The organism is uncultured Psychroserpens sp. (genome assembly GCF_947492715.1).
In the GTDB taxonomy this organism is placed as follows: Bacteria; Bacteroidota; Bacteroidia; order Flavobacteriales; family Flavobacteriaceae; genus Psychroserpens.
Map to the genome: position 1 here is coordinate 1 of NZ_CANLNS010000001.1, position 23,725 is coordinate 23,725.

Below are 23,725 nucleotides of genomic sequence, written 5' to 3' on the forward strand. Positions count from 1 at the left end.
CCTACACTTACAACACCATCTGCTCCTAAATCTAAACTACTGGTCTTATCAATACTTATCATTGGATTCTGTGGAATGACTAAAGTTGTTGGGTCATTTGTTGGATCACCATCATTATTATCACCATTTACAGTATCGAGATCTGGAGTTTCTTCTGTAGCAGGATCTGTAACAGTGCTTCCATCACCAGCGGTTCCAGTATCAGAATCATCGGTCACGTCATCACTAGGATCAAGAAGATCTCCTCCTGGTGCTTCTGCAGATACATCTGCTGTGTTTTCTACTCCTCCAGCATCCACATCACTTTGTAATATTGTATATGTTCCACTACATGTAGTACTAGTTCCAGGTGTCAAAGTTGTGGCAACACAAGATATCGTTCCAATTAAAGGATCACTTACAGAAATATCAGTTAAATCAACATTTCCTGTGTTGGTTACAACAAATTCATAGTTAATAATATCATCAACCAAACCAGGTGCACCAGCTGGTGTCACACTAAGAATACTCTTTAGTAAATTTATACTTGGATCGAAACATTCAGTTGATATTACGGTTTCATCATATGCGCTTACATTATTCTGACCAGTAGAAGCAACAACATCTGGAACACCATTTCCGTTGTTCACCACGATATCTCCTAAGCTATCATCAGCATCTAAATCGGCCAATGTAAATCCTCCATCTGCCTCAATAGCATCAGGGCAACCATCATCATCACTATCAGTATCAAGGAAATTTGGAATTCCATCTTCATCATAGTCTAGAACCGTAGTTATTGGGTTACTATAATTAGCAATACAATCAAACTCTAGGTTAGAACGTCTTTGTGTAAAGACGAAAGGTGAATCATTAATTTGAGCACCCAATCTAAATGTCAATGACGACTGATTTACAAACCTTGCCGTAAAATTAATTTGTGGGTTTACATTGGTTGTTCCTGGGAAGTTAACTACTCCAGTTGTAGCGTCTAAAAAGCCATTATCGTCGGAAAACGTCAATAGAGTCGGTGTTTCAGCAGTATAACTCGCAGGATATTGCGTCCATACTTTCTCTGATAAGTCGGTGTTACCATCTATATCATTAAAGTTCACAAAAAATTCTGCTATTGGGAATGGTGAATCATCTGCCGCTAATACGAAAGCAAAATTGTATTCTACGTAGGCTAAATCACCAACATTTAAGTTCGCTCCTATAAAATCTGTAGAAGGTCTAAAATTATTTGGTTCTTCAGAGTTATCATCTAAAGTTCCTATAGTTGCATTTTGAAAATCTACTATTGTTACTAAGGCATCAACTCCAGGTAATACATTTGCAAACCTAAATACCTCTCCTTCAAGGAAAGTTGCGGCATTTCCATCACCAGAAACTTCGGTTGGAATACTACTAAAGTTTAAAACAGATTGTGTTCCACAAGCAGGTTGTGTATTTGATGTTTGTCCTTTTTCAAATGAATCAACGAGTCCATCATTATCATCATCGTCATCACACCCATCAGGAACTAAATCGCCATCGGCATCAGCATTATCATCAAATCCATTACAAATATCTGCATTATTCGGCACACCATCTCTATCGTCGTCACATTCTGGTCCTCCAGCTGTAATATCCTGACTAGAAATGTTATTCTGTTGAGCCGATGAACCGCTTACTTGCGGTATACCATTAGCATCTGACGTGTTGCCCAAACTATTATCGCCATCTAAGTCTGAAAATGAGTATCCTCCATCGGCTTCTAAAGCATCTGGACAGCCATCATTGTCGCTATCTGAATCTAAATGATTAGGTATACCATCACCTTCGAAATCATAGACATCAGGAATACCATTAGTATCAATATCTGTATAATCTGTTGTACTACCATCTCCAGTACCACCATCATCAACCGTATCTTGCCAGTTAGGAATACCATCTCCATCCTCGTCACCGTCTGGATCATTTCCGTTGGCTTCAACAGTATCTAGCAAACCATCATTATCATCATCATCATCACATCCATCTGGGACAGTGTCTGCATCGAAATCCTCATTATCATCGAAACCTTCACAAACGTCAGAAGAATTAACAACACCATCACCATCACAATCGTTTGAAGGAAAATCTAAACAGTTTCCAACGACAACTGCTACATCAGCAGTATCACAAATGGTATTATCTGGTGCATTCAAGCAAATTTGATATGTAACAGTATAACTCCCTGGAGTACTTCCACTTGGCACATCAATTGTTCCATCTGTATTTATGGCAACTCCTGTTAAACCTCCATCATTAGTAATGCTGATATTGTCATTTATATTGGCATCTGAAGCTAGAGAACCATCTGAATCATCTGTACCATTGCCATTGTCAGCAAAAACACTTGCTGTCGTACCTCCAGAAACTGGATTTATTGGTACACCACTAAAATCATCATCTTCTGCTGTGATAGAAATTGCAGCATCTACGTCTATAGTAACATCGGCTGTATCACAAATGGCAGCATCTGGTGCATTCAAGCAAATTTGATATGTAACAGTATAACTCCCTGGAGTACTTCCTCCTGGCACGTCAATTGTTCCATCAGTATTTATGGTAACTCCTGTTAAACCTCCATCATTAGTAATGCTGATATTGTCATTTATATTGGCATCTGAAGCTGGAGAACCATCTGAATCATCTGTACCATTGCCGTTGTCAGCAAAAACACTTGCTGTCGTACCTCCTGTTGTTTCATCAATTGGAGTGCCATTAAAATCATCATCCTCTGCTGTGATTGTTGGTGTTGCGTCAACATCTATTGTAACATCGGCTATATCACAAATGGCAGCATCTGGTGCATTCAAGCAAATTTGATATGTAACAGTATAACTCCCTGGAGTACTTCCTCCTGGCACGTCAATTGTTCCATCAGTATTTATGGTAACTCCTGTTAAACCTCCATCATTAGTAATGCTGATATTGTCATTTATATTGGCATCTGAAGCTGGAGAACCATCTGAATCATCTGTACCATTGCCATTGTCAGCAAAAACGCTTGCTGTCGTTCCTCCTGCTGTCTCATCAATTGGAGTGCCGCTAAAATCATCGTCCTCCGCTGTGATTGTTGGTGTTGCTTCAACATCTATTGTAACATCGGCTGTATCACAAATGGCAGCATCTGGTGCATTCAAGCAAATTTGATATGTAACAGTATAACTCCCTGGAGTACTCCCACCTGGTACATCAATTGTTCCATCAGTATTTATGGTAACTCCTGTTAAACCACCATCATTAGTAATGCTGATATTGTCATTTATATTGGCATCTGAAGCTGGAGAACCATCAGAATCATCTGTACCATTGCCGTTGTCAGCAAAAACACTTGCTGTCGTACCTCCCGCTGTTTCATCAATTGGAGTGCCACTAAAATCATCATCCTCTGCTGTGATTGTTGGTGGTGGCACGCTACAAGACGCAGGTGCCGTTGCCACATTTGTATTAGTCAAAGTACACGCTGCATCATCAGAAAATGCTGCCGTTAAATTTATGGCACCTCCATCAGCCGGTAATTGCACTCCAATAAAAGTATGAAACGTTGGATCATCTAAACTACCAACTGCCACAGAAGCTGTTCCATCACCTGTTAAATCTAATGTTCCCGTTGTTGGAGCATTAGCAAAAATAACAGACACATCAGCTGTATAAAAATCATCTGTACTATTTAGAGGTGTTCCATTGTCATTACAAATAGACTCATTCGAGGTTGCAATATTGGTAACCTCACATACAAGTGACAAATTTAATGCATCGACAAAATTCCATGTTCTCGCACATGTTCCTCCCGAAAAGAACTCAAATAAAAATGTCCCACTAGAAGGAGCAACAAAAGTTGCTGTAGGTCTCGTCCAAACATTTTCGGTTGGAGGTGCAGCAAATGTTAAAAGCGTAACGCCGTCCAATCTAATTTGTAATTCAGGAGTACAAGGTGTGCTTCCAGGTCTTGTTTCAATCAAATAATCAAAAGAAAAACTATATGTTTCACCTCCTATTAAAGTTACATTTTGACCAATTCCTTCTTCGCCTCCACCTAAGGCTCTAAACCCAAAATAGCAGCCACCACTAGGAGACGCTGTTCTAGGAAAATAAGTACCATCCCAAGAACGTTCCCCTTCTGTAGATCTGTCTGGTGTATTTGTTTTAATCCAACCATCAGGTTGCTCATCTCTATCTGCATCAATGCCAGTACAGTCTGCTGCAGCTTGATCGAGACCAGGGTTTGTTAAAATATTTTGTGAATTACCGTTCCAAGAAAATAAAATGGCCGCAAAAACTAAAGTTTTTGACACCAATGAAACGTTTGTAAACGAGAATCGAGTAAAGATTTTCATATTATCTTAAGGTAAAATTATTTATATCTATAATACTTATTAGTCTAAATCTAGATTAACAACATCACCTTAAAACTATAAACAAAAAAAACCCACTCACATACAACGCTTGCGTATGCAAAATAGGCGATTATTATTTTTTTGTAGGTTCAAAAATAGTGCTATTAATCTATATTATTTATTGGAAAACCAAATAGAGGGACTTGGTAATTTCAAAAATAATCATTCTTATTAAGAATATTTTAACAAGTAATTTCTTTTCGTTCATGTTTTTAAAATCTTCGATGAAATACCAATATTTAAAAATTTATGAGATAAAATATTATAATTTCACTCGTGTTCTAGAGTCTCATCATCCACTGATAATAAATTATCTGCGTCGTTTTTAATTTTAAATAATTTATTAAAATTATATTTGCACCTACTAAAAATGACAATGACTTTTAAAGAAGAAATCAATAGACGACGTACATTTGGAATCATATCCCATCCAGATGCAGGTAAAACGACATTAACCGAAAAACTTTTACTTTTTGGTGGTGCCATACAAGAAGCTGGAGCCGTAAAAAGTAATAAAATAAAAAAAGGTGCAACTAGCGATTTTATGGAAATAGAACGCCAGCGTGGTATCTCTGTAGCTACTTCGGTATTAGCTTTTGAATATGATGGAATAAAAATCAATATTCTTGATACGCCTGGGCATAAAGATTTTGCTGAAGATACATTTAGAACCCTAACGGCTGTTGATAGTGTTATCGTTGTTATTGATGTCGCTAAAGGTGTAGAGGAGCAGACTGAAAAACTAGTTGAGGTTTGCCGAATGCGTAATATCCCAATGATTGTCTTTATTAATAAAATGGACCGAGAAGGTAAAGATGCTTTTGATCTATTAGACGAAATAGAACAAAAACTGGGCTTAACCGTTGTTCCTTTAAGTTATCCTATAGGTATGGGTTATGACTTTAAAGGTATTTATAATATTTGGGAAAAGAACATTAATTTGTTTAGCGGTGATAGTCGCAAGGACATTGAAGAAACTATAGAGGTTAATGATTTAGAGTCTTCAGAACTAGATAAATTAGTTGGGGAAAAGGCAGCTCAAACATTACGTGAAGAAATAGAACTCGTTGAAGGTATTTACCCAAAATTTGACAAAGAAGCCTATTTAAATGGGCAACAACAACCTGTTTTCTTTGGTTCGGCTTTAAATAATTTTGGAGTTAGAGAACTCCTAGATTGCTTTGTTGATATTGCTCCTAAGCCTAGACCTAAAAACAGTGAAGAACGTTTGGTAGAACCCGATGAGGACAATTTTACTGGTTTTGTGTTTAAAATTCATGCGAATATGGACCCAAATCACAGAAATCGACTGGCCTTTATAAAAATCGTTTCAGGAGAATTTAAGCGTAATACGCCTTATCTTCACGTAAGGCATAATAAAAAGTTGAAGTTTTCTAGCCCTAATGCATTCTTCGCTGAAAAAAAGGAGATTGTTGATATTTCATACCCTGGCGATATTGTAGGATTACAAGATACAGGAAACTTTAAAATTGGAGATACTTTAACTCAAGGTGAGATACTTCACTATAAAGGTATACCAAGTTTTTCCCCTGAACACTTTAGATATATAAATAACGCCGATCCTCTAAAATCCAAGCAACTATATAAAGGTATAGACCAGCTTATGGATGAAGGTGTGGCCCAATTATTTACCCTAGAATTAAACGGAAGGAAAGTGATTGGAACCGTTGGAGCATTACAATATGAAGTTATTCAATATAGACTGGAACATGAGTATGGAGCTAAATGTACCTATGAGAACTTAAATGTACATAAAGCATGTTGGGTAGAGACTGATGATGTAAAAAGTGAAGAATTTAAAGAGTTTTTAAGAGTAAAGCAACGTTTTTTAGCCAAAGATAAGCGCGAACAGCTAGTGTTTTTGGCAGATTCGGCATTTTCATTGCAAATGACTCAGCAAAAGTATCCAAGTATTACATTTCATCTAACATCGGAGTTTGATTAAGTTAAAAAAAGTGTCATTCGTCTAAAATTTCGGAATAAATTTGTTTTTTAACGATGATTTTATACTTTTAATCGATGATTAGGTTGCGATAACGTTTTAGTTATCTAAATTTAATATAGATTAAAACCCCAAAATTGATCTACTCATGAAAACAAATCCCAATGTTTTCAGTAATAGCGATATTACTGTAACTTACAACCCGTGCAAGTGCATAAACGCTGAGCGTTGTGCCAAAGAACTTTCTAATGTATTCCGTCAATCTGTGATACCATGGATCGATTTAGATGGAGCATCTACAAAAAAAATTATTGAACAAGTTAAGAAGTGTCCATCTGGTGCTTTACAGTTTCATGTAAATCAGGAAGTGGCTTAAATGATTTTTGTCTTGTTAAAATTGCTATACAATTTTCTCAGAAATAAGTATATGCGAAGAGTAAAGCTCTCTAAAGTAGCTTAATGAACTTATATTCGGATGAAGCATTTCGAACTAAAGAAAACCATGCTTAACTACCTACATTATTTCAATAAAAAAGCCTTTGAAATTTAAATTTCAAAGGCTTTTTTAATATTATGCCTGTCCTGTCGGACCAAAATTCAGTGGAATTGGAGGCTGCTCGTAATCTTTAATCTCGCCATGTGCTTTTTCAAATCGGTTCACATTATCACCAAGAGCTTTTAATAAGCGCTTAGCATGCTGTGGTGTTAATATAATTCTAGATTTTACTTTACTCTTAGGCGTTCCGGGCATAATGCTCACGAAATCAATTACAAATTCTGAAACCGAATGATTTATAATTGCTAGGTTAGAATATGTTCCTTCTGCAATTTTTTCATCCAGTTCTATATTTATCCCTGGTTTTTTGTTTTTATTCTCTTCTGCCATCTCAAACGTTGTTATATTTCCGTGAAAACGAAAACTCATTAATTATATATTCTTATTAAAAAAGCCTTCAAACAAATTAATGCGTGAAGGCTTTTATGTTATAAAATCCTGGCTCCGCAGGAATGAGATTACTAGTTATAGTTCATCTCTTCTTTTGCTTTCATCATTTCATTGAACTCTTCTTTAGAACCTACGATGATGCTATCAAATTTTCTAACACCTGTTCCTGCTGGAATTCTATGACCAACAATAACATTTTCTTTGAGTCCTTCAAGATCGTCAACTTTAGCATTTACAGCCGCTTCATTCAGAACCTTAGTTGTTTCCTGGAACGATGCTGCAGATATAAATGATTTGGTCTGTAACGATGCTCTTGTAATACCTTGTAAGATAGGTGTTGCAGTAGCTGGCTGTGCATCTCGAGCCGAAACTAATGTTTTGTCCTCTCTTCTTAGTATTGAGTTCTCGTCTCTTAACTCTCTTGATGATAAAATTTGACCAGCTTTTAAATTCTCTGAATCTCCAGGTTCTTCAACCACTTTCATTCCAAAAATCTTATCGTTTTCTTCGATGAAATCTGATTTATGAACTAATTGATCTTCTAAGAAAATAGTATCACCAGAATCAATGATTTTTACTTTACGCATCATCTGTCTCACAACAACCTCGAAGTGCTTATCATTAATCTTCACACCTTGTAGACGATATACTTCTTGTACTTCGTTAACTAGATATTGTTGAACAGCAGCAGGTCCTTTAATATTCAAGATATCGTTTGGTGTAATAGACCCATCAGATAAAGGCATACCTGCTTTCACATAATCATTTTCTTGAACAAGAATCTGATTAGATAATTTCACCAAGTATTTCTTAATCTCTCCAAGTTTTGACTCAATGATAATCTCACGGTTACCTCTTTTAATTTTTCCGAAAGACACAACACCATCAATCTCACTTACTACAGCAGGATTAGAAGGGTTACGAGCTTCGAATAATTCTGTTACACGAGGTAAACCTCCAGTAATATCACCTGCCTTAGCAGATTTACGAGGAATCTTAACTAAGATTTTACCAACCTTAATCTTCTCTCCATCATCAATCATAAGGTGAGCTCCTACTGGTAAGTTATAAGAACGTATTGTTTCTCCTTTTGAGTCTTCAATATGAAGTGTAGGAATTAGTTTCTTATTTCTAGATTCTGAAATTACCTTTTCTTGGAATCCTGTTTGTTCATCAATTTCAACTTGATATGTTACACCTTGTTCGATGTTTTCATACTTCACTTTACCAGCAAATTCTGAAATAATTACACCGTTATAAGGATCCCATTGACAGATTGTATCACCATTCTTAACTTTATCACCTGGCTTCACGTAGATAAACGATCCGTAAGGAATATTGTTTGTACTTAAAGTAATACCTGTTTTAGCATCAACTAATTTTAATTCTGATGTACGAGAAATAACAACATCAACTTCTTTACCGTCGTTATCAGTACTCTTAACTGTTTTTAGGTCTTCTATTTCGGCAACACCATCAAACTTAACTACTAATTTATTCTCTTCTGAAATGTTACCTGCAATACCACCTACGTGGAATGTACGTAACGTTAACTGTGTACCTGGTTCTCCAATTGATTGAGCAGCAACTACACCTACAGCTTCACCTCTTTGTACCATTTTACCAGTAGCTAGGTTACGTCCGTAACATTTAGAACAAATACCTTTTTTAGCTTCACAAGTTAATGCAGAGCGCACTTCGATAGAATCTAATGGAGAGTCACCAATTCGTTTAGCAATAGCGTCATCAATATGACCACCAGCTTCAACCAATAGTTCTTCAGTAAGTGGGTCATATACATCATTTAATGAAGTACGTCCAACGATTCTCTTCTCAAGAGTTTCAATTATCTCTTCATTTTTCTTCAACGGATTAACTTCAATACCTCTTAATGTTCCACAATCTTCAGTGTAGATAATTACATCTTGAGACACATCAACTAAACGACGTGTTAAGTAACCTGCATCGGCCGTTTTAAGTGCTGTATCGGCAAGACCTTTACGAGCACCATGCGTTGAGATAAAGTATTCTAAAATTGAAAGTCCTTCTTTAAAGTTAGAAAGAATCGGATTTTCAATAATTTCTCCACCACCTGCATTAGATTTTTTAGGTTTTGCCATTAATCCACGCATACCTGTTAACTGACGAATCTGTTCTTTAGATCCACGAGCTCCAGAATCAAGCATCATAAATACCGAGTTAAATCCTTGTTGATCTTCTCGAATACGCTTCATTGACAGCTCTGTTAATTCGGCATTGGTAGATGTCCAAATATCAATAACTTGGTTATAACGTTCGTTATTTGTAATTAATCCCATATTATAGTTACCCATAATACCGTCAACCAAACCATTAGCTTTATCAATCATACCTTGCTTTTCAGCAGGAATAATAATATCACCTAAACTAAATGACAAACCTCCTTGGAAGGCAAATTTATATCCTAAAGTTTTAATTTCATCTAAGAAAGCTGCCGTTTCTGGCACACTAGTCACTTTTAAGATACCATGTATAATATCTCTCAAGGACTTCTTAGTTAATACTTCATTAATATATCCAGCTGCTGCAGGTACTTTTTCATTAAAAAGCACACGACCAACAGTTGTTTCTATAATTTGAGTAGTTAACTCACCTTCTGCGTTGAAATCTTGAGTTCTTACTTTAATACCAGCATTTAAATCAACTTTCTTCTCATTGTAAGCGATAGTTACTTCATCAGGAGAGTAGAATGTTAAACCTTCGCCTTTTACTGTATAATCTTTATCTGTTTTACGGTGCTTAGTCATATAATAAAGACCAAGTACCATATCTTGAGAAGGTACAGTGACTGGCGAACCATTTGCTGGGTTCAAAATATTGTGTGAAGCCAACATTAAAAGTTGTGCTTCTAATATCGCCTCAGGACCTAATGGTAAATGAACCGCCATTTGGTCACCATCAAAATCGGCATTAAATGCAGTACACACTAGAGGGTGTAACTGAATTGCTTTCCCTTCAATTAATTTTGGTTGGAATGCTTGAATACCAAGTCTGTGTAATGTAGGAGCACGGTTTAATAACACTGGATGTCCTTTAAGAACATTCTCTAAGATATCCCAAACTACAGGCTCTTTTCTATCTATAATTTTCTTTGCAGATTTTACAGTTTTTACAATTCCTCTTTCGATTAATTTTCTAATGATAAAAGGCTTATAAAGTTCAGCTGCCATGTTCTTAGGCAATCCACATTCGAATAATTTTAATTCTGGTCCAACAACAATAACCGAACGCGCAGAGTAATCAACACGTTTACCAAGTAAGTTTTGACGGAAACGTCCTTGCTTACCTTTTAATGAATCGGATAATGATTTTAATGGTCTATTAGAATCAGTCTTTACAGCAGATGCTTTACGTGTGTTATCAAACAATGAATCTACAGATTCTTGTAGCATACGCTTCTCATTACGTAAGATAACTTCTGGTGCTTTGATTTCAACTAAACGCTTTAAACGGTTATTACGAATAATAACACGACGATAAAGATCATTTAAATCAGATGTTGCAAAACGTCCACCATCTAAAGGCACTAAAGGTCTTAATTCTGGTGGAATAATTGGAATAGCCTTCATGATCATCCATTCTGGCTTATTCTCTCTATTAGCATTAGAATCTCTAAATGCTTCAACAACTTGTAAGCGTTTTAATGCTTCTGTTTTACGTTGCTTCGATGTTTCAGTATTGGCCTTGTGACGTAACTGAAATGACAATTCGTTTAAATCGATTCTTGATAACAATTCGATTAAACATTCAGCACCCATTTTAGCGATAAACTTGTTAGGGTCTGTATCATCTAAATGTCTATTCTCCTGAGGAAGAGCTTCCATGATATTTAGATATTCCTCTTCAGTTAAGAAATCCATTTTTTGTAATGGTTCTCCTTCGGCATTTTTAGCCTCACCAGGTTGAATAACAACATAACGTTCGTAATAGATAATCATATCCAAACGTTTTGATGGTAAACCTAATAAGTATCCAATTTTATTTGGTAATGAACGGAAATACCAAATGTGTGCAACAGGCACAACAAGGTTGATATGACCAACACGATCACGTCTTACTTTCTTTTCAGTTACTTCAACACCACAACGGTCACAAACAATACCTTTGTAACGTATTCTTTTATATTTACCACAAGCACATTCAAAATCCTTCACAGGACCAAAAATACGCTCACAGAATAAACCATCTCTTTCTGGTTTATGTGTTCGATAATTAATAGTTTCTGGTTTTAAAACTTCACCACGAGATGCTGCTAAAACAGATTCTGGAGATGCTAAACCAATGGAGATTTTATTAAATCTCTGTACTGTATTCTTATCTTGTCTTCTTGCCATAATATTATGTGGTTACCGTATGGACAGCTCGAAAGCTGTCCTTACTAGCAAAATTTTTCAAATTATTCTTCTAATCTAATATCTAATCCTAATCCTTTCAATTCGTGCATAAGTACGTTGAAAGATTCAGGTAGTCCTGGTTCTGGCATTGGCTCTCCTTTTACGATTGCTTCGTAAGTTTTAGCTCTACCTATAACATCATCAGATTTTACTGTTAAGATTTCACGTAATGTACTTGACGCTCCATAAGCCTCAAGTGCCCAAACCTCCATCTCACCAAAACGCTGACCACCAAATTGTGCTTTACCACCTAAAGGTTGTTGCGTAATTAATGAGTATGGTCCAATTGAACGTGCGTGCATCTTATCGTCAATCATATGACCTAGTTTAATCATATAAATCACACCTACTGTTGCTGGTTGATCAAAACGATCTCCTGTTCCACCGTCATATAAGTATGTATGACCAAATCTTGGCACATCTGCTTCATCTGTAAACGCATTAATTTGATCTAAGGTAGCACCATCAAAAATTGGAGTCGCGTATGTACGACCTAATTTTTGTCCGGCCCATCCTAAAACAGTTTCGTATATCTGTCCGATGTTCATACGAGATGGTACACCTAATGGATTTAATACGATATCAACTGGCGTTCCATCTTCTAAGAATGGCATATCTTCTTGACGAACAATACGTGCAACAATACCTTTGTTACCGTGACGTCCTGCCATTTTATCACCTACTTTTAGTTTACGTTTTTTAGCAACATAAACCTTAGCTAGTTTGATAATACCTGCTGGTAATTCATCACCTACAGAAATTGTAAACTTCTCACGACGTAATGATCCTTGAAGGTCATTTTCTTTAATTTTATAGTTGTGAATTAAATCTGCAACTAAAGAATTTAAGTGATCGTCTGTTGTCCAAGTTCCTGAAGTTAAATGTGTATAATCATCGACAGCGTTTAACATCTTAAGTGTATATTTCTTTCCTTTTGGAATGATTTCTTCACCTAAGTCATTATAGATACCTTGTGCCGTTTTACCATTAACAAGAGCAAATAATTTATCGACTAAAACAGCCTGTAAATCATCAAACTTCTTGTAATAGATATTTTCTAATGCTTCAATATCTTCTTTATCTTTTGCTCTCTTGCGCTTGTCTTTTATTGCTCTCGAGAATAATTTTTTCTCAATAACAACACCATGTAATGAAGGAGAAGCTTTTAACGACGCATCTTTTACGTCTCCTGCTTTATCTCCAAAGATAGCACGTAGTAACTTTTCTTCTGGTGTAGGGTCAGATTCTCCTTTAGGTGTAATCTTACCAATAAGAATATCACCAGGCTTAATCTCAGCACCAATTCTAATCATACCATTTTCATCAAGGTCTTTTGTAGCCTCTTCTGAAACATTAGGAATATCATTAGTTAGTTCTTCATTACCTAATTTAGTATCTCTAACTTCTAATGAATATTCATCGATATGAATAGAAGTAAATATATCGTCACGAACTACTTTTTCAGAAATTACAATCGCATCCTCAAAGTTGTAACCTTTCCAAGGCATGAATGCCACTTTCATGTTACGACCTAATGCCAATTCTCCATTTTCAGTAGCATAACCTTGACAAAGTACTTGTCCTTTTTTAACCTTATCACCTTTCTCAACGATTGGTTTTAGGTTGATAGATGTACCTTGATTCGTTTTTCTAAATTTCACTAGTGGATACGTTTTAGTATCACTATCAAAACTTACCATCGCTTCCTCATCTGTACGTTCGTACCTTATTGTGATTTCGTTTGCATCTACATACTCTACAACTCCATTTCCTTCAGCATTGATTAATACTCTAGAATCTGAAGCCACTTGACGCTCAAGACCAGTTCCAACGATTGGTGCTTGTGGGCGTAATAGTGGTACAGCTTGACGCATCATGTTAGATCCCATCAATGCACGGTTGGCATCATCATGTTCTAAGAACGGAATCAATGATGCAGAAATTGATGCAATCTGATTAGGCGCAACATCTGTATAATGTACATTAGCTGGATCAATTACAGGGAAATCACCTTCTTGACGTGCAATAATTTTGTCTTCAAGGATTTTTCCATTGTCATCAACACGAATATTCGCCTGAGCGATTAACATGTCTTCCTCTTCTTCTGCACTTAAATATGTAGGTGCATTTTTAATATCTACAACACCATCATCTGCTTTTCTATAAGGTGTTTCAATGAATCCCATTGAATTCACTTTAGCATATACCGATAAAGATGAAATTAATCCAATGTTTGGCCCTTCAGGAGTTTCAATTGGACATAATCTTCCGTAGTGCGTATAGTGAACATCACGAACCTCAAAACCTGCTCTTTCTCTAGATAAACCTCCTGGTCCTAAAGCTGATAAACGACGTTTATGCGTAATCTCTGCCAATGGATTGGTTTGATCCATAAACTGAGATAATTGGTTTGTTCCAAAGAATGAATTAATAACAGACGATAATGTCTTTGCATTAATTAAATCAATTGGAGTAAATACTTCGTTATCACGAACATTCATACGTTCACGAATAGTACGAGCCATACGTGCTAAACCAACACCAAATTGAGATGATAATTGTTCTCCTACTGTACGTACACGACGGTTAGATAAGTGATCAATATCATCAATCTCTGCTTTAGAATTGATAAGTTCGATTAAGTATTTTATAATAGTAATGATATCCTCTTTGGTAAGCACTTGCTTATCCATTCCAATATCCAGTCCTAATTTTTTATTCATTCTATAACGACCTACTTCACCCAAAGAGTAACGTTGGTCTGAAAAGAATAACTTGTCAATTATACCACGTGCTGTTTCCTCATCTGGCGGCTCAGCATTACGTAATTGACGATAGATATGTTCAACAGCTTCTTTTTCAGAATTTGTTGGATCTTTTTGTAATGTATTATGAATAATTGCGTAATCTCCTTGTTGTGATGTTTCTTTATGTAAAAGAATAGTTTTCACACCTGCTTCAAGAATTTCTTCAATATTGTCTTTATCTATAACAGTATCACGATCTAATACAATTTCGTTACGCTCGATAGATACAACCTCTCCAGTATCTTCATCTACGAAATCTTCATGCCATGTATTTAACACACGTGCAGCTAGCTTACGATCGATTACTTTTTTAAGTCCAGATTTTGATACTTTAACCTCTTCGGCAAGATCAAAAATCTCAAGAATATCTTTATCGCGTTCAAAACCGATAGCTCTAAAAAGTGTTGTTACAGGTAACTTTTTCTTTCTATCGATATAAGCATACATTACTTGATTGATATCTGTAGCGAATTCAATCCAAGATCCTTTAAATGGGATAACTCTTGCAGAATATAATTTAGTACCATTAGCATGGAACGACTGGCTAAAGAATACACCAGGTGATCTATGTAATTGTGATACTACAACGCGCTCTGCACCATTGATACAGAAAGTTCCGCTAGGAGTCATGTAAGGAATAGTTCCTAAATATACGTCTTGAACAATCGTTTCAAAGTCTTCATGTTCTGGATCTGTACAATACAGTTTTAGACGTGCTTTAAGTGGCACACTGTATGTAAGTCCTCTTTCGATACATTCTTCAATTGTATATCTAGGTGGATCAATAAAATAATCCAAGAATTCTAATACAAATTGGTTACGAGTATCTGTAATTGGAAAGTTTTCCATGAAGGTATTGTATAGTCCTTCATTTCCTCTTTCTTCTGATTTTGTCTCTAACTGGAAAAAATCCTGGAAGGATTTGATTTGAATATCCAAGAAATCTGGATATTCAGTTCTGTTTACTATGGAAGAGAAATTTAATCTTTCAGCTGTATTTGCTAACATCGATGAACGAGATTTTGATTAAAAAATTTACTAGTTTATTTGTGCACCTTTTTATACACAAAAGGGTTTAGGTCATTCCGAGTGTTTCGGAAGACCTAAACCATAATTTGTAGGTTTGTTAAGCTTACTTAAGCTCAACCTCCGCTCCTGCTTCTTCTAATTGAGATTTTAGAGCTTCAGCTTCGTCTTTAGCAACACCTTCTTTGATAGCACTTGGTGCTTCGTCTACTAAACCTTTAGCTTCTTTTAATCCTAAACCAGTTAATTCTTTAACTAATTTTACAACAGCTAATTTAGAACCACCTGCTGCTTTAAGGATTACGTCGAATTCTGTTTTTTCTTCAGCTGCGTCTCCACCTGCTGCTCCGCCACCTGCTGCTACTGCTACTGCTGCTGCTGCTGGTTCGATACCATATTCGTCTTTTAATATTGTAGCTAATTCATTAACTTCTTTTACTGTTAAATTAACTAATTGTTCTGCGAAATCTTTTAAATCTGCCATTTTCTATCGTTTTAATAATTTTAATAAAATATAATTTGTTTTAAGTGCGTACTTATTTGATTATCCTTCTTTTTCGGATAATGTTTTGATAATACCTGCAATTGTTCCACCACCTGATTTAAGTGCTGAAATAACATTCTTAGCTGGCGATTGTAATAATCCAACAATCTCTCCTATCAACTCTTCTTTAGACTTGATATCAACTAACATGTCTAATTGATCATCGCCAATGTAAACTGCCTCTTCAATAAAAGCTCCTTTAAGCAACGGCTTTTCAGATTTTTTACGGAAGTTCTTAATTACTTTAGCTGGAGCGTTACCAGTTTCAGAATACATTACAGAAGTATTACCTTTTAAAACTGTAGGAAGTTCTCCGAAATCTCTATCAGAGGCCTCCATAGCTTTAGTTAATAATGTATTTTTTACTACGTTTAATTGTACGTTTGCTTTGTAACAAGCACGACGTAAATCTGAAGTGCTACCTGCGTTTAATCCAGATATATCTGTTAAATAGATATTTGTATTATCTGCTAACTGTGCAGTTAACTCTTCAATTACTTGTGATTTTTCTTCTCTTGTCATAATATTAAAGATTTAACTACTTAACTAAATTTAGGATCAATTGCTATACTAGGACTCATTGTGCTTGACATGAAAATACTTTTCATATAAACACCTTTAGACGCAGTTGGTTTTAATTTATTTAACGTTGATAATAACTCATTTGCGTTACCAACTAATTTTTCAGCACTAAAAGATGCTTTTCCAATTGGAGCGTGAACGATTCCTGTTTTATCTACTTTAAAATCAATTTTACCAGCTTTCACCTCAGATACTGCTTTAGCAACATCCATAGTAACAGTTCCTGTTTTTGGGTTTGGCATAAGACCTCTTGGTCCTAATACTCTACCTAACGGTCCTAGTTTCCCCATGATAGCGGGCATGGTAACGATAACGTCAACATCTGTCCAGCCACCTTTGATTTTCTCTAGGTACTCATCTAATCCTACGTAATCTGCTCCTGCCGCTTTAGCTTCCTCTTCTTTATCTGGAGTAACTAATGCAAGAACTTTCATGTCTTTACCTGTTCCGTGAGGAAGAGATACTACACCTCTTACCATTTGATTTGCTTTACGAGGATCTACTCCAAGTCTTACAGCTAAATCTACAGAGGCATCAAACTTTGTATACGTAATTTCCTTTAATAATGCCGAAGCTTCTTCTAGAGAGTATAATTTATTCTTCTCTACTTTAGCTCTTGCTTCTTTTTGTTTTTTTGTTATTGCCATTTCAAATCGTTTTTAGTTAGGAGCTTCTCCGCCTCTAACAGTGATACCCATTGATCTTGCAGTTCCTGCAACCATCTTCATTGCAGAGTTTATGCTAAATGCATTTAAATCTTGCATTTTGTCTTCTGCGATAGCTTTCACTTGATCCCAAGTTACTTTTGCTACTTTCTTTCTGTTCGGTTCACCAGATCCTTTTTTTACTTTGGCCGCTTCCAATAATTGTACCGCAGCTGGAGGAGTCTTGATAACAAAGTCGAACGACTTGTCTTTGTAAACTGAAATTACAACTGGAAGAACTTTACCAGGTTTATCCTGAGTTCTAGCGTTGAATTGCTTACAAAATTCCATAATATTAACTCCAGCAGCTCCTAAAGCGGGTCCAACCGGTGGCGACGGATTCGCAGCACCTCCCCGAACTTGTAATTTAACTACTTTACCTAATTCTTTTGCCATTTTAAAAATTTTAGTTTTGTATATCCTTTATTGTGGAAGCAAAAAAGACATACTATCTATATTTGTAACAATTATTATACTTTTTCAACTTGCATATAACTTAATTCTAACGGTGTCTTTCTTCCGAAGATCTTAACCATTACTTCAAGTTTACGCTTTTCTTCATTTATCTTTTCAATAGTACCATCAAATCCGTTAAAAGGACCGTCGATAACTTTCACTGTTTCTCCTAGCGTGTAAGGTATTGCTACATTTGCATCTGCATCAACAGCTAATTCATCAACCTTACCTAGCATTCTATTTACTTCAGCTTGTCTTAATGGCACAGGATCACCTCCTTTTGTTTCACCTAAAAAACCTATAACATTAGTAATAGATTTAATAATATGAGGAATCTCACCACTTAAGTTAGCCTGAATCATAATATATCCAGGAAAATAAACACGTTCTTTATTTATCTTCTTTCCATTACGAATCTGGATTACTTTTTCCGTTGGAACTAATACTTGGTCAACATAATCCTCTAACCCTAATCTCGAAATTTCATTTTCGATATAGGCTTTGATTTTATTTTCTTGACCACTTACAGCTCTAACAACGTACCATTTTTTATTTACATTAGTTTCAGACATCCTCTTCTGTGTTGTTTAGTTCATTAAAGTAAAGTAAGCCTCAATGACTTTACTAAAAACAGTATCAACTCCCCAAATAGCCAATGAGAATATGATTGAAAATACAGCGACTAATACGGTTAAGCTTTGCCCCTCTGCCAATGTTGGCCAAGACACATTATTCTTTAACTCGTCAAAAGATTCTTTTATATAATTTACAATTCCTGCCATTTGATTTTTAATTTGCACGGGTTGAGAGACTCGAACTCCCGACACCTGGTTTTGGAGACCAGTGCTCTACCAACTGAGCTAAACCCGTAAATATAAATCAAGGCGTTCCGACAAATCGGAACACCTTAATTAATATTTATTTGATAAATATTTAGTCTAAAATTTCAGTAACCTGACCTGCACCTACTGTTCTACCACCTTCACGGATTGCGAAACGTAAACCAACGTTCATTGCAATTGGTTGAATTAATTCAACAGTGATAGTAAGGTTATCTCCAGGCATTACCATTTCAACTCCATCAGGAAGCGCAATGTTTCCAGTTACGTCAGTTGTACGTACGTAGAACTGTGGACGGTAGTTGTTATGGAATGGAGTGTGACGTCCACCTTCTTCTTTCTTAAGGATATAAACCTCAGCTTTAAATTTAGCGTGTGGTGTTACAGATCCTGGCTTAGTAATAACCATACCTCTAGAGATTTGAGTTTTCTCAATACCTCTTAATAAGATACCAGCATTATCTCCAGCTTCTCCTCTATCAAGGATTTGACGGAACATTTCAATACCAGTAATAGTAGATGTTAATTTCTCAGCACCCATACCAATGATCTCAACTGGATCACCTGTATTTGCAACACCTGTTTCGATACGACCTGTAGCAACAGTTCCACGACCAGTAATTGAGAATACATCTTCAATTGGCATTAAGAATGGCTTATCCATATCACGTACTGGCTCTTCGATCCAGCTATCAACAGCTTCCATTAATTCCATTACTGTATCTACCCACTTTTGCTCACCATTAAGTGCACCTAAAGCAGAACCAGCGATTACAGGACCATTATCTCCATCATACTCATAGAATGATAATAAATCTCTGATTTCCATCTCTACTAATTCTAATAACTCTTCATCATCAACCATATCCACTTTATTCATGAATACAACTATACGTGGAATACCTACCTGACGTCCTAAAAGGATGTGCTCACGAGTTTGTGGCATTGGACCATCTGTAGCAGCTACAACTAAAATAGCACCATCCATTTGAGCAGCACCAGTTACCATGTTCTTTACGTAATCGGCGTGACCTGGACAGTCAACGTGAGCGTAATGACGATTTGATGTTTGATACTCTACGTGAGATGTGTTAATTGTTATACCTCTCTCTTTTTCTTCAGGAGCGTTATCGATAGTATCGAAATCTCTTGCTTCAGATAAACCTGCATCAGCTAATACTTTAGTAATAGCAGCAGTTAAAGTTGTTTTACCGTGATCTACGTGTCCAATAGTACCAATGTTTAAGTGTGGTTTTGAACGATCGAAAGTTGCCTTTGCCATTGTTTAATTTATTTAATCTTATTTATATTAGTGTTCAATTTAATTTTAATTCGAAAAGAGCCAATGACGAGATTTGAACTCGTGACCTCTTCCTTACCAAGGAAACGCTCTACCCCTGAGCTACACCGGCGTAAAGTGTTTACTTCCTCATTTATTAAATGAGATTCCTGCCTTCGCAGGAATTTTTGAGCGGGAGACCGGGTTCGAACCGGCGACATTCAGCTTGGAAGGCTGACGCTCTACCAACTGAGCTACTCCCGCTTTTATAATCTTTTTACTGATTATAGGTTTTCAATATTTCAAATTGGATCACCTCGCGTTGTTCGGTGATCCTAGATTGAGTTAACAATCCAAGCAATTTTTTAATTCTGTTTTATCAAAAGCTAACTTTTGACAACTTCCTTATTAAAAATTGTTTGTGGGGAGAGCAGGATTCGAACCTGCGAAGACGTAGTCAGCAGATTTACAGTCTGCCCTCGTTGGCCGCTTGAGTATCTCCCCAATTTTAAAGAACTTTTGCTAAATCTAACACTTGTTATTTCTAGACTTTTTTAGAGCCGATGGAGGGACTCGAACCCACGACCTGCTGATTACAAATCAGCTGCTCTAGCCAGCTGAGCTACATCGGCTTTTCTATAACTTTTTCGCTATAAAAAAAGCCCGCTATTTCTAACGGACTGCAAATGTAAAGATTTATTTATTTATTCAAAACATTTTTTGAAAAATTTTATCAGATATGTGCTCTTAATTTTTCTTTTCGCTTTTTTAGCTGTCTTTCTAGAGACGAAACTGCCATATCTGTTCCTTCTTCAAATGTTTTACATTGTTTTTTCACAATAAAACTATCTCCTGGAACTTTAACGCGTGCTTCAAAAATTTTATTCTCTTTGTCACTTGTGTTTTCAACTTTCAAATACACGTCAGATTGAATGACCTTATCATAAAACATATCTAGTTTATCCATTCGTTTTTGAATAAAGTCAATGAGCTTTCTGTCTGCGCTGAAATTTACAGATTGTGTGTTTACCTTCATAATCGTTCTTTTATTGGTTAGACAATATTATTTTTTACTTCTTGGGTGTGTATTAGAATACACTTTTTTTAATTCTGCTATACTGTTATGAGTATAGACTTGTGTTGCTGCTAAACTTGAATGACCAAGGAGTTCTTTCACAGCATTTAGGTTTGCACCTTGATTAAGCAAATGAGTCGCAAATGAGTGCCTCAATATATGCGGACTTCTTTTCACTTTGGTAGATACCTTACTAAAGTAGTCATTTATAATTCTGTAAACAAGAGTTTCATAAATTTTAACCCCTTTTTTAGTTAAAAATAAATAGGAATGATCTACTATAGTTTCTAAACTCTTTCTCTGATCTAAATAGTCTTTGATTGTATCTATCACAGAATCAATTAACGGAATGATTCGTTCCTTATTTCTTTTCCCTAATACTTTTAACGATTTATTAGACATATCAACATCTGATAATTTCAGTTGAACCAATTCTATTCTTCGAATTCCTGTAGCATAAAACAACTCTATTATTAATCTATTCCTTAAACCTTCATAATCTTTTGCAGATTGCAACTCTTCGATAACCTCTTTCATTTCAGTTTCTGAGAATGGCACCTGAACTTTTTTACTCACCTTTAATGCTTTGTGTTTGGCTAATGGATTTATAGTAATTTGTTTCGTTTTAAGCAGAAACTTATAATAGGTGTTTAAGGAAGATATTTTTCTATTGATGCTTCTATTGGTGATTTGACTTTCGACAAGATGAACAATCCAATTTCTAATTTGTTGATAATTTACCGTATCTATATTATCTGTATCAAACTGAGACCATATAAACCCTTGAAATTCTTTTAGGTCATTGATATAGGCTTTCAATGTTAATTTTGAATAATTTCTTTCCAGTAATAAATAGTCTGAAAATGCTTTGAAAGTCATAGTAATGGTATTAACTCTTGAAGTGTATCTTAAATGTACAACCTTTTATTTGAACTTCACTAATGCTCAAAAAAAATCCTGCTAAAATTTAGCAGGATTTATATGATAAAAAACACGTGTTATACAGCTTCTTGATCTCTAAGACCTTGAACATACTGTGCTTTTTGTATTTGTGCTCTACGTGCAATTGAAGGTTTTGTAAATTGCTTGCGCTCTTGCAACTGGTTTTTAACCGTTGTCTTCACAAACTTACGCTTGTAACGTTTTAACGCTCTATCTATATTTTCTCCTTCTTTAACTGGAATTATTAACATAGTTCTTAACCTCCTCTCTTTTAGATTTTTTAAGGCTGCAAATATAGGAACAAATTTAATATGCACAACTAAAAAAAATAAATTTTAACTCAGCACTATTTCACAGACCAAACGGAATAACTTTTAGGAGGTGCTTGTATCTTAACCCATTTACCATATTGAGTTGTTGGCTCCCAGTTAGAATGACCTGTAAAATCTTTAATAACAGTATTTGACCAATTCGTTTCTACCCAGCGTTCTTGCCAGTTGTCTGAGTTATTAATATATACAACCAAACCTGGGCCATTATAGCCATTTCTCCTTGCAACATATTCATCATTATCTGTATGCAAGATCGTAGTATTACCGCTGGCCAAATTATTATGTATCCAAATGAGATTGTTTAGACGTTCCTTATTTAACCATTCTTCATAATCTCTATAGAAAATGGTAGGATACCCTTCGTGAGTCAAAATATAGGCATAAGCTAAGATCTTATTATTAATGATTTCATCGGTATCGTGGTTAGTAACAAAAGTGACAGCTCTTGATGCATTTTGTTTCCAAAGCATATTATCGTTTAAAGCATTTAAGTTATTACCCATAAATGCATCTCTCATTTTATAGTAGCAAGCAAAATCAAAAGCACTTACCTCTGCTGCGTTCGTCCACCAATCTAGAGTTGATACATTACTATCCCAATATTCGCCAACCGAAAAACCACCTACTTCGTTTTTCCAATCTTTTACTACCCAAGGTTCAAAGCCTTTTACGTAATCAAAACGCCATCCGTCAAAACCAATGACATCTCTATAATACTTTGCGACGCTATTAGAATTTTTCCAGAGCCAATCTTGAACATAAGTTTGATGATGACACAAATCTGGAAAACCACCAAAGACTCCTGTATCATTTGAATGTATATTATTAGGGTGAAAATCTGATGACGATCTATAGAAGTTACCCGAAAGCGGGTTAAAATCGGTATAGGTATTACCTCCTGTATAAGGGTTAACTTCTGTATCTCCTCCACTGTTATGATTAATAACAATATCTGCAATAACACTAAGCCCGTTTTGATGAGCGGTACTTATCATCGTTGTGAGTTCGGTTCTGGATCCGAAACGTGTTTCGATGCTTCCCATTTGATTGTACTCTCCAAAATCGTAATAATCAAAAGGATCATATCCCATTGAAAATGGTCCATTTTGAGCTTTAGTGGCAGGCGGAAGCCAAATAGCATCTATTCCTGCATTACTCCAATCTGCGACTTTAGAGTTTATTGTATTCCACCAAGTTCCACCTGATGGGACATCCCAATAGAAGGCTTGCATCATAACGCCCTCACCAATAGGCTTTAATCCTGCACGTTGAACTATTTCACTATTCTCTTTTTGCTGAATCGGTTCGTCTGAACTAGAAAGGTTTTCTTTTTCGCAATTAAAAAGGCACAACATTACTAATGCCATACCATAACGTTTAAGGTTTTTCAT

The 23,725-nt window shown here is 35.8% G+C and carries 17 protein-coding genes and 5 tRNA genes; 2 read left to right on the forward strand and 20 right to left on the reverse strand.

Annotation, left to right across the window (positions count from 1 at the left end):
* The coding region (locus Q0787_RS00005; RefSeq protein WP_298900133.1) for a hypothetical protein at positions 1–4,304 on the reverse strand (4,304 nt) is incomplete at its 3' end.
* Between the two features lie 478 nt (positions 4,305–4,782).
* On the opposite strand from Q0787_RS00005, the gene Q0787_RS00010 reads away from it, so the two are divergent.
* Together Q0787_RS00010 and Q0787_RS00015 are read left to right on the forward strand one after the other, a co-directional pair.
* Complete coding sequence (locus Q0787_RS00010) at positions 4,783–6,372, forward strand: peptide chain release factor 3 (RefSeq protein ID WP_298900134.1); 1,590 nt, start codon at positions 4,783–4,785, stop codon at positions 6,370–6,372.
* A gap of 145 nt (positions 6,373–6,517) precedes the next feature.
* Positions 6,518–6,745 (forward strand): (4Fe-4S)-binding protein, encoded by a 228-nt coding sequence (locus Q0787_RS00015; RefSeq protein ID WP_298900135.1) that lies wholly within the window; start codon positions 6,518–6,520, stop codon positions 6,743–6,745.
* Between the two features lie 195 nt (positions 6,746–6,940).
* On the opposite strand, the gene Q0787_RS00020 is transcribed toward Q0787_RS00015, so the two are convergent.
* The 19 genes from Q0787_RS00020 to Q0787_RS00110 all read right to left on the reverse strand — a co-directional run bounded on the left by Q0787_RS00020 (position 6,941) and on the right by Q0787_RS00110 (position 23,725).
* On the reverse strand, positions 6,941–7,255 hold the full coding sequence (locus tag Q0787_RS00020) for a DUF3467 domain-containing protein (RefSeq protein ID WP_230936948.1): 315 nt from the start codon (positions 7,253–7,255) through the stop codon (positions 6,941–6,943).
* Positions 7,256–7,386: 131 nt separating this feature from the next.
* Positions 7,387–11,688, reverse strand: a complete 4,302-nt coding sequence (rpoC, locus tag Q0787_RS00025; protein WP_298900136.1) for a DNA-directed RNA polymerase subunit beta' — start codon at positions 11,686–11,688, stop codon at positions 7,387–7,389.
* 62 nt (positions 11,689–11,750) lie between these two features.
* A complete protein-coding gene (gene rpoB / locus Q0787_RS00030) occupies positions 11,751–15,563 on the reverse strand; it encodes a DNA-directed RNA polymerase subunit beta (RefSeq protein ID WP_298900137.1) in 3,813 nt (1,270 codons plus the stop codon).
* Positions 15,564–15,687: 124 nt separating this feature from the next.
* Positions 15,688–16,065, reverse strand: a complete 378-nt coding sequence (gene rplL / locus Q0787_RS00035; protein ID WP_298900138.1) for a 50S ribosomal protein L7/L12 — start codon at positions 16,063–16,065, stop codon at positions 15,688–15,690.
* Between the two features lie 60 nt (positions 16,066–16,125).
* Positions 16,126–16,647: a 50S ribosomal protein L10 gene (gene rplJ / locus Q0787_RS00040; protein ID WP_298900139.1), complete on the reverse strand. Its 522-nt coding sequence runs from the start codon at positions 16,645–16,647 to the stop codon at positions 16,126–16,128.
* Between the two features lie 20 nt (positions 16,648–16,667).
* Complete coding sequence (gene rplA / locus Q0787_RS00045) at positions 16,668–17,354, reverse strand: 50S ribosomal protein L1 (protein ID WP_298900140.1); 687 nt, start codon at positions 17,352–17,354, stop codon at positions 16,668–16,670.
* Positions 17,355–17,366: 12 nt separating this feature from the next.
* Positions 17,367–17,807: a 50S ribosomal protein L11 gene (gene rplK / locus Q0787_RS00050; RefSeq protein ID WP_298900141.1), complete on the reverse strand. Its 441-nt coding sequence runs from the start codon at positions 17,805–17,807 to the stop codon at positions 17,367–17,369.
* A gap of 74 nt (positions 17,808–17,881) precedes the next feature.
* Positions 17,882–18,439 carry a transcription termination/antitermination protein NusG gene (gene nusG / locus Q0787_RS00055; protein ID WP_298900142.1) on the reverse strand — a complete coding sequence of 186 codons (558 nt, stop codon included), beginning with the start codon at positions 18,437–18,439 and terminating at the stop codon, positions 17,882–17,884.
* Between the two features lie 15 nt (positions 18,440–18,454).
* Entirely contained in the window at positions 18,455–18,649 is a 195-nt protein-coding gene (gene secE, locus Q0787_RS00060; RefSeq protein WP_298900143.1) for a preprotein translocase subunit SecE, read from the reverse strand.
* A 15-nt stretch (positions 18,650–18,664) separates the two neighbouring features.
* Positions 18,665–18,737: transfer RNA gene (locus Q0787_RS00065), tRNA-Trp, on the reverse strand.
* Positions 18,738–18,800: 63 nt separating this feature from the next.
* The gene (tuf, locus tag Q0787_RS00070) at positions 18,801–19,988 is read right to left on the reverse strand and encodes an elongation factor Tu (protein ID WP_298900144.1); all 1,188 of its coding nucleotides are present in this window, start codon (positions 19,986–19,988) and stop codon (positions 18,801–18,803) included.
* Between the two features lie 58 nt (positions 19,989–20,046).
* A tRNA-Thr gene (locus Q0787_RS00075) sits at positions 20,047–20,118 on the reverse strand.
* Positions 20,119–20,176: 58 nt separating this feature from the next.
* Positions 20,177–20,249, reverse strand: a tRNA-Gly gene (locus Q0787_RS00080).
* A 158-nt stretch (positions 20,250–20,407) separates the two neighbouring features.
* Positions 20,408–20,489: transfer RNA gene (locus Q0787_RS00085), tRNA-Tyr, on the reverse strand.
* Positions 20,490–20,543: 54 nt separating this feature from the next.
* Positions 20,544–20,617: transfer RNA gene (locus Q0787_RS00090), tRNA-Thr, on the reverse strand.
* A 101-nt stretch (positions 20,618–20,718) separates the two neighbouring features.
* The gene (raiA, locus tag Q0787_RS00095) at positions 20,719–21,021 is read right to left on the reverse strand and encodes a ribosome-associated translation inhibitor RaiA (protein WP_298900145.1); all 303 of its coding nucleotides are present in this window, start codon (positions 21,019–21,021) and stop codon (positions 20,719–20,721) included.
* 27 nt (positions 21,022–21,048) lie between these two features.
* Positions 21,049–21,939 (reverse strand): tyrosine-type recombinase/integrase, encoded by an 891-nt coding sequence (locus Q0787_RS00100; RefSeq protein WP_298900146.1) that lies wholly within the window; start codon positions 21,937–21,939, stop codon positions 21,049–21,051.
* Between the two features lie 119 nt (positions 21,940–22,058).
* On the reverse strand, positions 22,059–22,253 hold the full coding sequence (rpsU, locus tag Q0787_RS00105; RefSeq protein ID WP_230936960.1) for a 30S ribosomal protein S21: 195 nt from the start codon (positions 22,251–22,253) through the stop codon (positions 22,059–22,061).
* A gap of 95 nt (positions 22,254–22,348) precedes the next feature.
* A complete protein-coding gene (locus tag Q0787_RS00110) occupies positions 22,349–23,725 on the reverse strand; it encodes an alpha-amylase (protein WP_298900147.1) in 1,377 nt (458 codons plus the stop codon).

Excerpts from the sequence above, each read along its gene's own strand:
- rplJ (WP_298900139.1), bottom strand. The coding sequence starts at position 16,647 with ATGACAAGAGAAGAAAAATCACAAGTAATTGAAGAGTTAACTGCACAG.
- rpsU (WP_230936960.1), bottom strand. The coding sequence starts at position 22,253 with ATGTTAATAATTCCAGTTAAAGAAGGAGAAAATATAGATAGAGCGTTA.
- raiA (WP_298900145.1), bottom strand. The coding sequence starts at position 21,021 with ATGAAGGTAAACACACAATCTGTAAATTTCAGCGCAGACAGAAAGCTC.
- Q0787_RS00010 (WP_298900134.1), top strand. The coding sequence starts at position 4,783 with ATGACTTTTAAAGAAGAAATCAATAGACGACGTACATTTGGAATCATA.
- rpoC (WP_298900136.1), bottom strand. The coding sequence starts at position 11,688 with ATGGCAAGAAGACAAGATAAGAATACAGTACAGAGATTTAATAAAATC.
- rplA (WP_298900140.1), bottom strand. The coding sequence starts at position 17,354 with ATGGCAATAACAAAAAAACAAAAAGAAGCAAGAGCTAAAGTAGAGAAG.
- Q0787_RS00020 (WP_230936948.1), bottom strand. The coding sequence starts at position 7,255 with ATGGCAGAAGAGAATAAAAACAAAAAACCAGGGATAAATATAGAACTG.
- rpoB (WP_298900137.1), bottom strand. The coding sequence starts at position 15,563 with ATGTTAGCAAATACAGCTGAAAGATTAAATTTCTCTTCCATAGTAAAC.
- Q0787_RS00100 (WP_298900146.1), bottom strand. The coding sequence starts at position 21,939 with ATGACTTTCAAAGCATTTTCAGACTATTTATTACTGGAAAGAAATTAT.
- secE (WP_298900143.1), bottom strand. The coding sequence starts at position 18,649 with ATGGCAGGAATTGTAAATTATATAAAAGAATCTTTTGACGAGTTAAAG.
- Q0787_RS00015 (WP_298900135.1), top strand. The coding sequence starts at position 6,518 with ATGAAAACAAATCCCAATGTTTTCAGTAATAGCGATATTACTGTAACT.
- nusG (WP_298900142.1), bottom strand. The coding sequence starts at position 18,439 with ATGTCTGAAACTAATGTAAATAAAAAATGGTACGTTGTTAGAGCTGTA.
- rplL (WP_298900138.1), bottom strand. The coding sequence starts at position 16,065 with ATGGCAGATTTAAAAGATTTCGCAGAACAATTAGTTAATTTAACAGTA.
- Q0787_RS00110 (WP_298900147.1), bottom strand. The coding sequence starts at position 23,725 with ATGAAAAACCTTAAACGTTATGGTATGGCATTAGTAATGTTGTGCCTT.
- rplK (WP_298900141.1), bottom strand. The coding sequence starts at position 17,807 with ATGGCAAAAGAATTAGGTAAAGTAGTTAAATTACAAGTTCGGGGAGGT.
- tuf (WP_298900144.1), bottom strand. The coding sequence starts at position 19,988 with ATGGCAAAGGCAACTTTCGATCGTTCAAAACCACACTTAAACATTGGT.